The organism is Rathayibacter sp. AY1C6, assembly GCF_002931535.1.
GTDB lineage: Bacteria > Actinomycetota > Actinomycetes > Actinomycetales > Microbacteriaceae > Rathayibacter.
Map to the genome: position 1 here is coordinate 98439 of NZ_PSWC01000009.1, position 14134 is coordinate 112572.

Here is a 14134-nt window from a genome sequence, read left to right on the forward strand (position 1 = left end):
GTGGACGGTTGCCGCCGACGAGAGGACCCCATGTCCGAGCACCCGTCCTCCCCGGACACCGCCCCCGCCACCGCGGGCACGACCGCCCCTCCGCACCGCCTCGCACGGTGGGTCTTCTGGCCCGCCGCCGTCCTCACGCTGTCGATCGCGGCCTTCGCGATCCTCGCGCCCGACGCCGCGACCTCCGTGTTCTCGACGCTGCAGACCACCGTCGTCAACACGTTCAGCTGGTACTACGTGCTGATCGCCGCGGTCTTCGTGGCCTTCGCCATCTGGATGGGCGTGAGCCGCTTCGGCGACATCAAGCTCGGCGCCGACGACGACGAGCCCGAGTTCTCGATGCTCGCCTGGATCTCGCTCCTCTTCGCCGCCGGCATGGGCATCGGCCTCGTCTTCTACGGCGTCGCGGAGCCGCTCACCCACTTCGCCACTCCGCGCCCGGGCGTCACCGGCACCGAGACGCAGCTCGCGCAGAGCGCGATCTCGCAGACCTACCTGCACTGGGGCGTCCACGCCTGGTCCATCTACGTGGTGGTCGGCCTCGCCCTCGCGTACGCGATCCACCGCCGCAAGCGGCCGGTGTCGATCCGCTGGGCGCTGGAGCCGCTGCTGGGCCGCCGGGTCCGCGGCGGCTGGGGCAACGCGATCGACGTGGTCGCCCTGGTCGGCACCATGTTCGGAGTCGCGACCTCGCTCGGCCTGGGCGTCACCCAGATCTCGGCGGGCCTGGAGGCGAGCGGCATCGTGGAGTCGTCGCTCACCGTGCAGATCGTGGTCATCGCCGTGGTCACGGGCCTGACCGTCTTCTCGCTGATCTCGGGCGTGGGCAAGGGCATGAAGTGGCTCTCGACCGGCAACCTGCTGCTCGCCGCCGCGCTCCTCGTCTTCGTGCTCGTCGCCGGCCCGACCCAGTTCCTCCTCCGCGAGTTCGTGCAGTCGCTCGGCAACTACCTGCAGAACTTCATCGGCCTGACCTTCACGGTCAGCGCCTACGCCGGCCGCGAGGGCGAGCAGTGGCAGGCCTCGTGGACCACGTTCTACTGGGGCTGGTGGATGTCGTGGGCGCCGTTCGTCGGCATCTTCATCGCCCGCGTCTCGAAGGGCCGGACGGTCCGCGAGTTCGTCGGCGGCGTGCTGCTCGTGCCGACGATCATGACCTTCCTCTGGTTCAGCGTCCTCGGCGGCACGGCCATCTACCGGGAGCTCTACGGCGACGGCGGCCTGGTCGGCGCCGACGGCTCGGTCGACACCAACCTGGCACTCTTCTCGATGCTGCAGGGACTGCCCGCGGGCTCGGTGCTGACCATCGGCGCGATCCTCCTCATCGGCGTCTTCTTCGTGACCTCCGCCGACTCCGGAGCGCTGGTGATGTCGATGATCGCGACCGGCGGCGAGCCGGAGCCGCGCAACCGCATCCGCGTGTTCTTCGCCGTCGCGACCGCGCTGCTCGCCCTGTCGCTCCTGGTCGCCGGCGGCCTCGACGCCCTGCAGACCGCGGCGATCCTCTCGGCCCTGCCGTTCAGCGTCGTGATGATCCTGATGTGCGTCGCGACGGTGATCGCCTTCCGCCGCGAGATCCGCGCGTACGACAAGGCCCGCCGCAAGGCGTTCGTCGGCGACATCGGCACGTTCTACGGCCTCGAGGTCGAGGATCCGGCGGAGCGCGAGCCCGCCCACCCGATCAAGCGCCTCGCGAACCGCCTGAAGCCGGGGTCGAAGGAGTAGTCGGCTCGGAGGAGCAGCCAGGTCGGACAAGGCCGGGCGCCGCTGGGGCGCCCGGCCGGCCGATCAGCTGGGCGACGGGATGAAGGGGTGCTCCGGCGGGTCCTGGTCGTCGCCGAGGCGGGCGTCGGCGCCCTGGTCGAGCGCCTCGTCGATCGACTCGGGGTCGTCGATCTCGGCCGGGTCCTCCGGCGGGACCGGCAGGGAGTCGCCGTCGGGGCGGGTGGTGTCGGTGACGTCCTCGGGGGCGTCGAAGCCGAAGCTGCTCATGGTTCCCTCTCCGCGGTGCGCCCGGGAGGCGGCGCCGCTGCGGGCAGCCTAGGTCGCGTCCCCGGAGGCGGTCACGGACTTGACGGGGCACCCGAGGGGCCCCGCGGGGTCGGCCTGCTCCGGAGGAGCCTCCGCCCCGGCAGCCGTCAGTGCACGTACTCGAGCAGGTCGGCTCCGAGGGTGCGCATGCCCTCCAGCACCGCGAGGCGGTAGTGCAGGGTCGTGTCGTCGAACTGGGTGGCGACCGCGTAGGCGACTCCGGCGCGCGGGCCGCGGAGGACGCCGGCCTCGGCGCGGACGCCGACGTCGGTGCCGGTCGCGTTGACGAGCAGGACCCCGTGGTCGGGGTGGCGGTGCGCGAGCGGGTCGAGCCCGAACGAGGCGGCGACCATCGAGAGGTCGGTGCCGAGCGAGAGCCAGCCGATCACCCGCGAGCTCACGGCGGCGTCGACGATCTCGCCGTTCGCGAGGGTGGCGAGCAGCCAGGTCAGCTCGCGGGCGGAGCCGATCGAGAGCTGCGGCGCGTCGTCCGGGCCGCGCTCGTCGCGCACGACGTCGAGCAGGGCGGTGCGGGAGAGGCCGAGTGCCTCCGCCCGCTCGCGCACGGCGTCGAGGCCGACGCGGCGCAGCAGGACGTTGGTCGCGAGGTTGTCGCTGGAGGCACCGACGAGGGCGGCGAGGTCGGCGATCGGCATCGACGGCACCTGGAGGTGCTGCCAGAGCCCGGAGCCCGAGACCGCGTCCGCCGCGGTCCGGTCGACCAGGCGCAGGTTCTCCTGCGGCTCGTTCGCCAGCCGGGCGGCGACCTCGATCAGCAGCACGACGGTGCCGAGGGAGGCGGTGGGCATCGAGACGGAGTCGTCGACCGCGAACAGGGTGCGGCCGGTCGCCAGGTCGACGGCGCGCGCCGAGACGACGACCCCGTCGATCGCGAGACGTCCGAGGGCGTCGAAGCCGCGCTGGAAGTTCTCGCGGTCGCCGCCGCCCTTGTGGCGCCCCCGGCGGTTGCGTCGGCTCTCACGGCGGGTCTCGCTGGTGGGGATCACCACGGGTACGGCCCCTCTACGGGTCGGGAGTGCGGTCGTGCGGAGGGGGGACCTGGGTCCTCACGCGCCGGCAGGACGCGCGATCGGCGGACGACCCCGCGGCATCGGTCGGCTCTCGATGCCCGGGGCTCCTCGTCCGTGGTGCGGAGGTGGTCGGCGGCGACTACCAGATGGAGACGCGCTCGCTCGGGGAGAGCCAGAGGGCGTCGCCTTCGGAGACGTCAAAAGTAGCGTAGAACTCGTCGATGTTCCGGACGATCTGGTTGCAGCGGAACTCGGCCGGAGCGTGCGGATCGATGGCGAGGAGGCGGATCGTCTCCTCGTCGCGCGACTTCTGCTGCCAGGCCTGCGCCCAGGAGAGGAAGAAGCGCTCGGCGCCGGTCAGGCCGTCCACGACGGGCGGCTCCTCGCCGTCCAGCGAGAGCAGGTACGCCTTCCAGGCGATGCCGAGACCGCCGAGGTCGCCGATGTTCTCGCCGATGGTCAGGGCGCCGTTCACGTGGTGCCCGGGCGTGGTCGCGGGAGCGAGCGCGTCGTACTGCGCGATGAGCGCCTTCGTCCGCTCCTCGAACGCGGCCCGGTCCTCCTCGGTCCACCAGTCGGTGAGGCGGCCGTCGCCGTCGAAGCGCGAGCCCTGGTCGTCGAAGCCGTGGCCGATCTCGTGGCCGATGACGGCGCCGATCGCTCCGTAGTTCGCGGCGGGGTCGCGGGCCTCGTCGAAGAAGGGGAACTGCAGGATCGCGGCCGGGAAGACGATCTCGTTGAAGCCCGGGTTGTAGTAGGCGTTGATCGTCTGCGGGGTCATGAACCACTCGTCGCGGTCGAGCGGGCGGCCGATCTTGCCGAGCTCGCGGGCGAACTCGAACTCGGCCACGCGGCGGGCGTTGCCGAGCAGGTCGGCCGGGTCGATCGAGAGGGCGGAGTAGTCGCGCCAGCGCACCGGGTAGCCGATCTTGGGCGTGAACTTCGCGAGCTTCTCGAGTGCGCGCTCGCGGGTGGCGGGGCTCATCCACTCCAGGTCGACGATGGAGCGGCGGTACGCCTCGATGAGGTTCGCGACCAGCACGTCCATCGCGGCCTTCGCCGTCTCGGGGAAGTGGCGGGCGACGTAGGTGCGGCCGACCGCCTCGCCGAGCGAGCCCTCGACGAGCGAGACGGCGCGCTTCCAGCGCTCCCGCTTCTGCGGGGTGCCGGTGAGGGTGCGGCCGTAGAAGTCGAAGTTGGCGTCGACGAAGCCGCTGGACAGGTAGGCCGCGGCTCCGCGGATCACCTGCCAGGACAGCCAGTCGCGCCAGGCCGGGAGCCGGTCCTCGGTGAGCAGGCCCGCGAGACCCTGGAGGAAGCTCGGCTGGCGGACGACCACCTCGGCGAGCGCCCCCTCCGGAGCGCCCATCGCGGTGAGCCAGACGCCGAGGTCGACGCCCGCGGCGAGCTCCTCGACCTCGGACCAGGAGCGGAGGTTGTAGGTCGCCTGGCTGTCGCGGCTGCGGACCTTGTCCCAGTGCGCGGCGGCCAGGTCGGTCTCGAGGGCGACGATGCGCTCGGCGCGGGCCTCGGCGGCGTCGATGCCGGCCAGCGCCAGCATCCGCGCGACGAACGGCGTGTAGGCCTCGCGGACGGAGGCGAACTCCTCCTCGCGGTAGTAGCTCTCGTCCGGCAGGCCGAGGCCGCCCTGGTTGACGAAGACGAGGTAGCGCTCGGGGCTGCCCGGGTCGTTGTCGACGAAGAGGCCGAAGAGCCCGGGGACGCCGGTGCGCTCGAAGGCGCCGACCGCGCGGAGCAGGCCGGGGATCGAGTCGACCCGCTGCACGGCGGCGAGGTCGTCGGCGATCGGGGCGGCGCCGAGCTCCTCGGCCCGCTCCTCGTCCATGAAGGAGGCGTAGAGGTCGCCGAACAGGCGCTCCTCGGTGCCGTGCTGCGCGGTCTGCGCCTCGACGATGATGTCGCGCACGGCCTTCTCCGCCTCCTCCTGGAGGACGTGGAAGGAGCCGTAGCGCGCCTTGTCGGCGGGGATCTCGGTGCGGTCGATCCAGAGCCCGTTGACGTGCCGGTAGAGGTCGTCCTGCGGGCGCGTCGCGGGGTCGAGTTCGGAGCGGTCGATACCGGAGCGAGGCGTCGTCGAGGTCATGGCGGACAGCCTACGTCGGGGCGCCGACACGGTGGCGCGAGGTGCGGCGGGTCGAGCGCGGAGCCGCGGAGGGCGGGCGCGGAGCCGCGGACGGGAGTGCCCGGCGCGGAGCCGCGGGAGGGCCGGGCGCGCCACCGTCCGGCTCGCGGGAGCGGGGTGCTCCTGCGAGCCGGACCCGGCCGACGGGGACGCCGGAGCGTCAGCGCCCGAGCTGCTCCTCGACGTACGCGCGGATCGGCGTGGTCGGCCGCCCGATCAGGCGGGCGAGCGAGCCGTCGGTCCCGCCGAGGAGGCCGTCGGCGATGTTCGCGTCGAGGCCGACGACGAAGCCGACTCCGCCCTCCGGGACGCCGGCGCCGGTGAGGACGCGGGCGTGCTCGTCGGAGGAGACGTGGCCGATCGCGGCGTCGCGTCCGGCGACCTCGGCGACGATCGCGGCCAGCTCGTCGAAGCTCCAGGCGGTGTCGCCGGAGAGCTCGTGCACGGTGCCGACCAGGGACGGGTCGGTCAGGGCGACCGCTGCGGCCTCGGCGTAGTCGGTGCGCGCGGCGCTGGCGACGCGGCCCTCGCCGGCGCTCGAGAGGGTGCTGCCGGTGGAGGCGAGCTCGGCGACGGTCTGCTCGTAGTTCTCGTTGTACCAGCCGTTGCGGAGGACGACGGCGGGGACTCCGCTGGCGGCGATCGCCTCCTCCGTGGCCTTGTGCTCGGGGGCGAGGATGAGCGCGCTCGTGGTCGCCTTCGGGGCGCTCGTGTAGACCAGGCGCGCGCCGGCGCGGACGGCGGCGTCGATCGCGGCGGTGTGCTGCGCGACGCGCCTGCCGACCTCGGAGCCCGAGACGAGGAGGACGGCCTCGGCGCCGGAGAAGGCGGCGTCGAGCGAGGCGGGGTCGTCGAAGTCCGCGACGGCGGTGCGGACGCCGAGGTCGGCGGCGAGCGCCTCGAGCTTCGCGGCGTCGCGGCCGGTGGCGACGATGTCGGAGGCGGCGGTGCCGCGGGCGAGCAGGTGCTCGACGGCGAGACGGCCGAGGTGGCCGGTGGCTCCGGTGACGACGAGGGTCATGAGGGGTCCTTCCTGACGGGTGGGGGCGGGCGGGGTCCGCCGCCAGGAGGGTGCAACCGGCGCATCCTCCTCCTGCTTCCCGGAATGCAGTACCCACTATTTCGTTAGTACAGACATCACCCCTGTCCCGAGGAGCACCCATGACGATCGCCGACTCCCCCCTGCTCGCCGGGGACGTCTACTCCGCCGACTGCCCGAGCCGCGAGGTCTTCGGGCACGTCACCAGCAAGTGGGGCGTCCTGGTGCTCGCGGCGCTCGCTCCGGGCACGCTGCGCTGGGGCGCTCTGCGCCGCCGGATCGGCGGGATCAGCGAGAAGATGCTCGCCCAGACGCTGCGGATCCTGGAGGAGGACGGCTTCGTGCACCGCGAGGCGCGGCCGGTCGTCCCGCCGCACGTCGAGTACCGGCTGACGCCGCTGGGAGCGGAGCTGGCGGAGCGGCTGCTGCCGGTCGTCGAGTGGATCGCGGGGAACGTCGGGGCGGTCCTGGAGGCGCGCTCGGAGGGCCGCCGGGAGGGAAGGTGAGCCTCACCTTCTTGTGAGAACGTTCACGTCCCGTTCAGGGAGGAGCCTCCACCCGGCGGCATCGGCGCCCCCTCCCCCTGCTTGCCTCGATCGCGTCTCCTGCTCGTGATCGAAGGACCTCCATGTCAGACACCGCCCGCCGCCCGCTCCTCCTCCCGATGGCCGGCCACGTGCGCGGCAAGCGCAGCCCCGTCACCTGCGCGCTGAAGTGCGCCAACGCCTGCTCCACCGCGACCTGCAACACGTCGCACAACAGCTACTTCCGCGACATCGTCTCGTCGCAGCTCTCCCGCCGCAGCGCCCTCGGCCTCGGCCTGGCCGGCGCGGTCACCGTCGCCGTCGCCTCCGCCGGAGGAGCGCCCACCGCCGAGGCGGCCGTGGCGACCGCGGCCGACGGCTCGCCGCTCGCCTTCACTCCCATCGCTCCGGTGCCGTACACGGTCGACCGGTTCACCGTCCCCGAGGGCTTCGCCTGGCAGCCGATCATCCGCTGGGGCGACCCGCTCTTCGCCGACAGCCCCGCCTTCGACATCGCCGACCAGACGGAGGCCGCCCAGGCCGCGCAGTTCGGCTACAACAACGACTACACCGACATCGTCGAGATCCCGGGCTCGAAGCGCCTCCGCGCCCTGCTCGTCGTGAACCACGAGTACACGAACGAGAGCATCATGTTCCCGGCCGCGCAGCTCGAGGCGGAGCCGGAGCGCGTGCGCGCCGTCGGCCGCGCCGCCCACGGCCTCAGCGTCGTCGAGCTGGTCCGCACCGCGGTCGACCGCCCGTGGGCCTACGTCCGCGGGGGCGAGCGCAACCGCCGCTACCTGCTCGACACCCCCTACGAGGTGACCGGCGCCGCCGCCGGCACCGACCTGCTGAAGACGGTCGCCGACCCCGAGGGCCGCACCGTGCTCGGCACGCTCGGCAACTGCTCCGGGGGCACGACGCCGTGGGGCACGATCCTCTCGGGCGAGGAGAACTTCAACGGCTACTTCCGCGCCGTCGGCACGAGCGACGCCGAGAAGCGCTACGGCCTCGCCGACTCCGAGACCTCGCGCCTCTGGGAGCTCGACGACCCCCGCTTCGACGCCCGCACCCCGGGCTACGAGAACGAGCCGAACCGCTTCGGCTGGATCGTGGAGTTCGACCCCTTCGACCCCGACTCCACGCCGAAGAAGCACACGGCGCTCGGCCGGCTCAAGCACGAGGGCGCGAACGTCATCATCGCCCCGGACGGCCGCGTGGTCGCGTACCAGGGGGACGACGAGCGCTTCGACTACCTCTACAAGTTCGTCTCGACGAAGCGCTACATCGAGGGCGACCGCGCCCACAACAAGACCCTGCTGGAGGAGGGCGACCTCTACGTCGCCCGCTTCACCGGCGACTCCCCCGTCGCCGAGATCACCGGCACCGGGGCGGTCCCCTCGGACGGCGGCTTCGACGGCATCGGCGAGTGGCTGCCCCTGGTGCTGAACGGCGCCTCGACGATCGCCGGGATGAGCGTCGCCGAGGTGCTCGTGCACACCCGCCAGGCGGCGGACGCCGCGGGCGCGACCAAGATGGACCGCTGCGAGGACGTGCAGCCCAGCCTGGTCAGCGGCCGGATCTACGTGGCCTGCACCAACAACTCCGCCCGCGGCACCGAGGGCGCCAAGGAGGGCGCGACCGAGGTCAACCCGCGCACCGAGAACCGCGACGGCCACATCGTCGAGATCATCGAGGACGGCGGCGACCAGACCGGCCGCACCTTCACCTGGAACCTGCTGATGCTCTGCGGCGACCAGGCGCAGGGCGACGTCGTCTACTTCTCCGGCTTCCCGGCGGACCAGGTCTCGCCGATCTCGTGCCCGGACAACCTGGCCTTCGACTCGGTCGGGAACCTCTGGATCTCGACCGACGGCGCCCCGAGCGGCATCGGCTACAACGACGGGCTCTTCAAGGTCGCGCTCGAGGGCGCGACGCGCGGCAGGGTGGAGCAGTTCCTCTCGGTGCCCCGCGACGCCGAGACCTGCGGACCGATCGTCCACGACCTCGACCAGCACGTGTTCGTGGCGGTGCAGCACCCGGGCGAGGAGGGCACCTTCGAGGCGCCGACCTCGTTCTTCCCGGACTACGGATCGACGGCGGCGGGAGCGGTGGCGGCACCGCGTCCGACCATCGTGCAGATCCTGCCGGCGTCGCAGGTCGTGGCGCCGACTCCGACGCCGACCGCCGGGCCGACCACGGCACCGACGACCCCGCCGACCACCGCGCCCACGGCGACTCCCACCACGGCACCGACCGCCGGGCCGACTGCGGCGCCCACCGTTGCTCCGTCCCCGGTGCCCACGACCGCGCCGACCGGCACGCCGACCCCGCTGCCCGTCGGCGGCTCGGGCGGCGGGCTGGCCTCGACCGGAGTCGAGAGCGTCGGCCTGATCGCGGGCGCCACCGCGCTCCTGGCCGCGGGCGCCACCGCGCTCGGACTCGGAGCGCGCCGCCGCGCGGCCGCCGAGGGCGAGGACGACCAGCAGGCGTGAGGCCGGACAGGGCCCGGGACCGATCACAGGATCGGGGCCCGGGCCCTGTCGCGCTCGGGGACCCGCCGCTCAGGCCCCCGGGACCGGCGGGCCGGTGCGCCAGCGGAGGATCGCCGCGGCGTCGGCGTCGTGCGGCAGCGTCACCACGTCGACCCCCTCCGGAGCGGTGCGGGAGTCGGTGACGAGCACGCGCGCGTCCGTGAGCACGGCGGCGCGGGCCAGCGCGAGGGCGGCGTCGACGGAGTCGATCACCTCGGCACCCAGCGCCTCCTCCGGGGCCGACGCGACCCACGGCTCCGCGGCGAGCGCCAGCAGAGCGCGCTCGCGCAGCCGGCCGGGGTCGAGTACCAGCGTCTCGACCTGTGCCGAGGCCAGCGCCGTGACGATCGCGCCGAGCGAGTACTCGACGGTGCGGCGCGGCTCCCCGGTGCGCAGGGCGTCGAGCACGTCCTCCTTCTCGCGCAGCAGGATCCGGTCGAGCTGCTCGTCGACGAACCGCTCCAGCGCCCCCTCCTCGCTGCCGGCGGCCCGCGTGTTCACGGGCTCGACGGCCAGGATCGCGGCGCTGCTCGGCGAGAGCTGCTGCGCGAGCAGCTGCCGGGCGTGGATGTCCCCCGCGACGACCAGCAGGCACGGCCGGTGCACGCGCACGAGCTCGTCCACCGCGGCGGCGAGCTCGGCCTGCGTGCGCCGCCAGATCTCCTCCGCGTGGTGGTGGAACCGGTCGTGCCTCCAGCCGCCGGCCTGCGCCTTGTGGAGGGTGTCGGTGCGGCCCTGCACGGCCTGCTCGGCCTCGGGACGCTGCGCGCCCAGGCGGTGCAGGCGGATCTCGCCGCCGTCCCGCGAGGTCTCGACGACGAGGACGCGCAGGTCGGGCCGGTGCTGCAGCAGCGGCACGATGTCGGGGAGCGGGCTGTAGGAGACGCCCTCGGGCGCGACCGGCCGACCCGGCAGCACCTCGTTCAGCACGACCCTCCCGTCCACGGCGACCGCGAAGAGGCAGCAGCCGCCCTGGGGGCGCCCGGCCCCCTCGAGCAGAGCGGTGAGGGCCCGGATGTCGGCCTGGGGCGCACCCTGGCGGGCGAGCTCGTCTCCGAGGGACGTGGCGCGCTCGAGCGAGATGTCCGGCGGATCCCCGGAGTCGATCGCGAGGTCGACGTAGAGCTGCGACACGGGCCGGGAGTCGCGGAGGAGCTCGGCCAGGGTCGGGAGAGCGGGGGTGGTGGTCACCATCGGGTCGTCCTTTCCTGTCGTGTCCCGACAGTGTCGGACGGCAGGAGCGGGAGGAGGGACGGGGTTGACTGCTCGCGCGCGCCTCAGAGCAGGCGGCGGGCGGAGGCCCAGGCGGTGAGCTCGTAGCGGGAGGAGAGCTGCAGCTTGCGGAGGACGGCGGAGACGTGGGACTCGACCGTCTTGACCGAGATGAAGAGCTCGGCGGCCGCCTCCTTGTAGGCGTAGCCGCGGGCGATCAGGCGCATCACCTCGCGCTCGCGGGCCGAGAGCCGGTCGAGCTCGTCCACCGACTCCGCCTGCTCGCCCGCCAGCGCCCCGAAGGCGTCGAGCACGAAGCCGGCCAGGCGCGGCGAGAACACGGCGTCCCCGCCCGCCACCGCGAGCACGGCCCGGCTCACCTCGGCTCCGGAGCTGGCCTTGGTGATGTAGCCGCGGGCGCCTGCGCGGATCACGCCGACCACGTCCTCCGCAGCGTCCGAGACGCTCAACGCCAGGAAGCGCGACGACGACCCGGCGCTGCGCCGCAGCACCTCGGCCCCGCCTCCGCCCGCACCGCCCGGCAGGTGCACGTCGAGCAGCACCACCTCGGGCGCGAGCGAGGCGACCAGGCCGACGGCGGAGTCGACGTCGGCCGCCTCCCCGACGACCTCGAGCTCGGGGGAGAGGTCGGCCCGCAGGCCGGAGCGGAAGATGGAGTGGTCGTCGACCAGCAGCACGCGGGTCACCGCTCGACCTCCGCGGGGAGCCGCAGATGCACCTCGGTGCCGGTGCCGCCGACTCCGGGGCGCACGGTCGCGCTGCCGCCCGCGCGCGCCATCCGGCCGATGATCGACTCGCGGATGCCGAGGCGGTCGCCGGGCACCTCGTCGAGGACGACGCCGGGGCCGCGGTCGCGCACGAACACGTCGACGCCCTGCACGGAGGACTCGAGGTACACCGAGACGTCGCCGCCCGCGTGCCGGGCCGCGTTCAGCACGGCCTCGCGGGTCGCGGCGAGGAGCGCGGCGGCGCCGGGGACGGACACTCCGACGGCCACCACCTCGAGGTGCACGGGGTAGTCGAGCTCGACGGCGGCGGCGATCGCCCGGACCTCGGCGGCCAGGTCGTTGGCGACCGGGACGTCGCGCTCGAACAGCCAGTCGCGCAGCTCCCGCTCCTGGGCGCGGGCGATGCGGGCGACCTCGCTCGAGGCTCCGGCGCGGTTCTGGATGAGCGCGAGGGTCTGCAGCACGGAGTCGTGCAGGTGCGCGGCGATCTCGGCCCGCTGCTCCTCGCGCACGCGGGCGGCGCGCTCGCCCATCAGCTCGGACCAGAGGGTCACCACCCGGGGCGCGGCCAGCACGCCGGCGGCGATCAGCAGCACGCCCACGGCGAGCACCGCGTTAAGGGCGCTCGGGCGGCCGGTGAGCACGGCCGCTCCGGCGAGCACCAGCAGCGCGCAGGAGGCGAGGCGCACCGCGGAGCCGTACCGGGCGGGGCGGACGGCGTCGCCGCGGTCGAGCCCGAGGCTCCAGCCGACGGCTCCTCCCGCGAGCAGGCCGACGGCGACGAGCGCGCGCGTGATGTCGGCGTCGTCGCCGCTGTCGACGGTGATCAGCACGGCGAGCGCCGCGACGGCGGCGGCGAGGGTCAGCAGGCCGGCCACGGGAGCGGAGCGGCGGACGGCCGGATCCGCGTCGCGCGAGTCGAGCGGCGCGAGGGGCACCAGCGCCCAGAGCCAGAGGTAGAGGAGCGCGCCGCCCCCGCCGAGCGCGGTCGTGAGAACGGCCAGGAGGCGGGTCCTCCGCACGCTCCAGCCGAGGTGGTCGGCGACCGCGGTGCACACTCCGCCGAGCAGCATCGTCCGCGGCCGCTGCAGCGGGGGGCGGACGGCGGTGCCGGGGACTGTGCTCACCCCTGCATCCAAACAGGTCGGCCGCACGATCGGGGGTGCTCTCGGGGTCGGATCAGGGGTTCCCCCGATGGTCCGGGCCGTGGAGCGCACGGGAGACTCGCAGCATGACAGGACAGAGCACGACATCGCCGAGCTCCGCGGAGCCGGACGGCACGGAGGCGGCGAGCACAGCGACGACGCCGATCGGGACGGATCCCGGAGCGGCCGGCCCCGACAGCACCGGCCCGGACAGCACCGGCCCCGAGAGCTCCGGCCCGGGAGCCCCCGGCCCCGCCGATCCGCCCCCCGCGCCCGAGAACCGCTTCGTGCTCTGGCTGCGCGGCCTCGACCTGCCCCGCCGTCCCGGCTGGATCGGCGGCGTCTGCGCGGGGATCGCCGACCGGCTCGGCATCGACCCGCTGATCGTGCGCGGGATCGTGCTCGTCGTCGCGGTGCTGGGCGGGCCCGCGCTCCTCCTCTACGCCGCGGCCTGGCTGCTGCTGCCCGACCAGGACGGCGCCCTGCCGGTGGAGCGGCTGCTCCGCGGCTCGCTCGACCGGGTGCACGCCGGGATCGGCGTCCTCGTGCTCGCCTCGATGCTGCCGGTGGCGCAGGGCTTCTGGTCGCTCGGCGGCGCGTACACCGGGGCGATGCCCTGGGCGCCCGCGACCGGGCGGACGCTGTGGTCGCTCGTGGTGCTCGGGCTGATCGTGGCCTTCGTGGTCTGGATCGTGCGGCGGAGCCGGCGGTCGGACGACGCGGCCGCCCACCCGGCCCCGGCATCCCCGTCCGCACACCCCTCCGCGACGCTTGCCTACCCCGCGTCCTCCGCTCCGGCCTACCCCGCACCCGACCCCGGCCTGCAGGACGAGCGCCCCTCGTCCCCCGAGGCCGTTGCCGAGTGGCGCGAGCGCCAGGAGGCCTGGCGGGCCGAGCGGGAGGCGTTCCGCGCCCAGCAGAGCGCGTCGGCCCGTGAGACGGCCCGCGCCCGGGCGGAGGAGGCGCGACTCGCCGCCGCCGCCGTCACCGCCGCGCGCCTGGAGCGCCAGCGCCTCCGACGCGCCGCGAACCCCCGGCTGCGGGCGAGCCTCACGCTGCTCGCCCTGGGCGCCGCCGCCCTGACCGGCGCACTGGTCTCGCTCACCGCCTCCGGACCGACGGCCCTCGTCGTCGGAGCCGCCTCGGCCGCGCTCGTGCTCGCCGTGGTGATCGTGCTCGCCGGCCTGTTCCGGAGGCGCGCGATCGCGCTGATCGCCCTCGCGACGGTCGCGCTGGTCACGGCCGCCTGCGCCGCCGTGCTGCCGACCGACCGCGAGCTGCTCCCCGTGCTCGGCACCTACGGCTTCTCGAGCGCCGCTCCCGGCCGCTACGCGACGCTCGCGGCGAGCGACCTGCGCGTCACGGTCGCACCCGGCTACGAGACCTCCGGCGAGCCGCTGGACCTGTGGATCGGCTACGGGCACGTGTCCGTCGCCACGATGGCGGGAACGGCGGTCCGCCTCGAGGCGACCACGGAGGACACCGAGCTCCTCGTGCTGGACGTCGACGGAGGCGCGATCGACGCGCCCCGCGAGGTCCGCACCGCCGACGGCCGTCAGCTGTGGACGCAGACCTTCGGCGATCCCGAGGCCGAGCCGTTCGTGGTCCGCATCGCCCAGGAGGGCGGGTCGATCCGCGTCCAGGACTCCACACCGGGCGCCGACTCCGGCACCACCGCGCCGGGGTCAGCCGTCGTCGCGAGCGGCGCGCCGGTCGAGCAGGCGGG

Annotated in this window: 11 protein-coding genes; 4 read left to right on the top strand and 7 right to left on the bottom strand. The window is 74.2% G+C overall.

The features are described from left to right. The first annotated feature begins 30 nt into the window (after positions 1 to 30). Complete coding sequence (locus C5D36_RS07845) at positions 31 to 1725, top strand: BCCT family transporter (RefSeq protein WP_104258185.1); 1695 nt, start codon at positions 31 to 33, stop codon at positions 1723 to 1725. Between the two features lie 63 nt (positions 1726 to 1788). On the opposite strand, the gene C5D36_RS07850 is transcribed toward C5D36_RS07845, so the two are convergent. The 4 genes from C5D36_RS07850 to C5D36_RS07865 form a co-directional block, all read right to left on the bottom strand. Continuing rightward, complete coding sequence (locus tag C5D36_RS07850; RefSeq protein WP_104222832.1) at positions 1789 to 1992, bottom strand: hypothetical protein; 204 nt, start codon at positions 1990 to 1992, stop codon at positions 1789 to 1791. A gap of 146 nt (positions 1993 to 2138) precedes the next feature. After that, complete coding sequence (locus C5D36_RS07855) at positions 2139 to 3041, bottom strand: serine hydrolase (RefSeq protein WP_104222833.1); 903 nt, start codon at positions 3039 to 3041, stop codon at positions 2139 to 2141. Between the two features lie 160 nt (positions 3042 to 3201). Further along, the gene (locus C5D36_RS07860) at positions 3202 to 5166 is read right to left on the bottom strand and encodes a M13 family metallopeptidase (RefSeq protein ID WP_104295571.1); all 1965 of its coding nucleotides are present in this window, start codon (positions 5164 to 5166) and stop codon (positions 3202 to 3204) included. Between the two features lie 199 nt (positions 5167 to 5365). Continuing rightward, positions 5366 to 6226: an NmrA family NAD(P)-binding protein gene (locus tag C5D36_RS07865; protein ID WP_104256662.1), complete on the bottom strand. Its 861-nt coding sequence runs from the start codon at positions 6224 to 6226 to the stop codon at positions 5366 to 5368. Positions 6227 to 6366: 140 nt separating this feature from the next. Between C5D36_RS07865 and C5D36_RS07870 the strand changes: the two genes are divergently transcribed. Further along, positions 6367 to 6750, top strand: a complete 384-nt coding sequence (locus tag C5D36_RS07870; protein ID WP_104256663.1) for a helix-turn-helix domain-containing protein — start codon at positions 6367 to 6369, stop codon at positions 6748 to 6750. A gap of 122 nt (positions 6751 to 6872) precedes the next feature. After that, a complete protein-coding gene (locus C5D36_RS07875; protein WP_104295572.1) occupies positions 6873 to 9263 on the top strand; it encodes a PhoX family phosphatase in 2391 nt (796 codons plus the stop codon). 69 nt (positions 9264 to 9332) lie between these two features. Here C5D36_RS07875 and C5D36_RS07880 read toward each other — a convergent pair whose 3' ends face one another. The 3 genes from C5D36_RS07880 to C5D36_RS07890 form a co-directional block, all read right to left on the bottom strand. After that, the gene (locus tag C5D36_RS07880; RefSeq protein WP_104262602.1) at positions 9333 to 10496 is read right to left on the bottom strand and encodes a Vms1/Ankzf1 family peptidyl-tRNA hydrolase; all 1164 of its coding nucleotides are present in this window, start codon (positions 10494 to 10496) and stop codon (positions 9333 to 9335) included. 83 nt (positions 10497 to 10579) lie between these two features. Then, positions 10580 to 11221 carry a response regulator transcription factor gene (locus C5D36_RS07885; RefSeq protein WP_104239467.1) on the bottom strand — a complete coding sequence of 214 codons (642 nt, stop codon included), beginning with the start codon at positions 11219 to 11221 and terminating at the stop codon, positions 10580 to 10582. Continuing rightward, positions 11218 to 12390 carry a sensor histidine kinase gene (locus tag C5D36_RS07890; protein WP_181072817.1) on the bottom strand — a complete coding sequence of 391 codons (1173 nt, stop codon included), beginning with the start codon at positions 12388 to 12390 and terminating at the stop codon, positions 11218 to 11220. Before C5D36_RS07890 ends, C5D36_RS07885 begins: the two co-directional genes overlap by 4 nt. Before the next feature lie 104 nt (positions 12391 to 12494). Between C5D36_RS07890 and C5D36_RS07895 the strand changes: the two genes are divergently transcribed. Further along, positions 12495 to 14134, top strand: a 1640-nt coding sequence (locus tag C5D36_RS07895; protein ID WP_104295574.1) for a PspC domain-containing protein, incomplete at its 3' end; no start/stop codon positions are given.

Coding starts and splice junctions, on each gene's coding strand:
- C5D36_RS07850 (WP_104222832.1), bottom strand. CDS start 1,992: ATGAGCAGCTTCGGCTTCGACGCCCCCGAGGACGTCACCGACACCACC.
- C5D36_RS07845 (WP_104258185.1), top strand. CDS start 31: ATGTCCGAGCACCCGTCCTCCCCGGACACCGCCCCCGCCACCGCGGGC.
- C5D36_RS07865 (WP_104256662.1), bottom strand. CDS start 6,226: ATGACCCTCGTCGTCACCGGAGCCACCGGCCACCTCGGCCGTCTCGCC.
- C5D36_RS07880 (WP_104262602.1), bottom strand. CDS start 10,496: ATGGTGACCACCACCCCCGCTCTCCCGACCCTGGCCGAGCTCCTCCGC.
- C5D36_RS07875 (WP_104295572.1), top strand. CDS start 6,873: ATGTCAGACACCGCCCGCCGCCCGCTCCTCCTCCCGATGGCCGGCCAC.
- C5D36_RS07870 (WP_104256663.1), top strand. CDS start 6,367: ATGACGATCGCCGACTCCCCCCTGCTCGCCGGGGACGTCTACTCCGCC.
- C5D36_RS07860 (WP_104295571.1), bottom strand. CDS start 5,166: ATGACCTCGACGACGCCTCGCTCCGGTATCGACCGCTCCGAACTCGAC.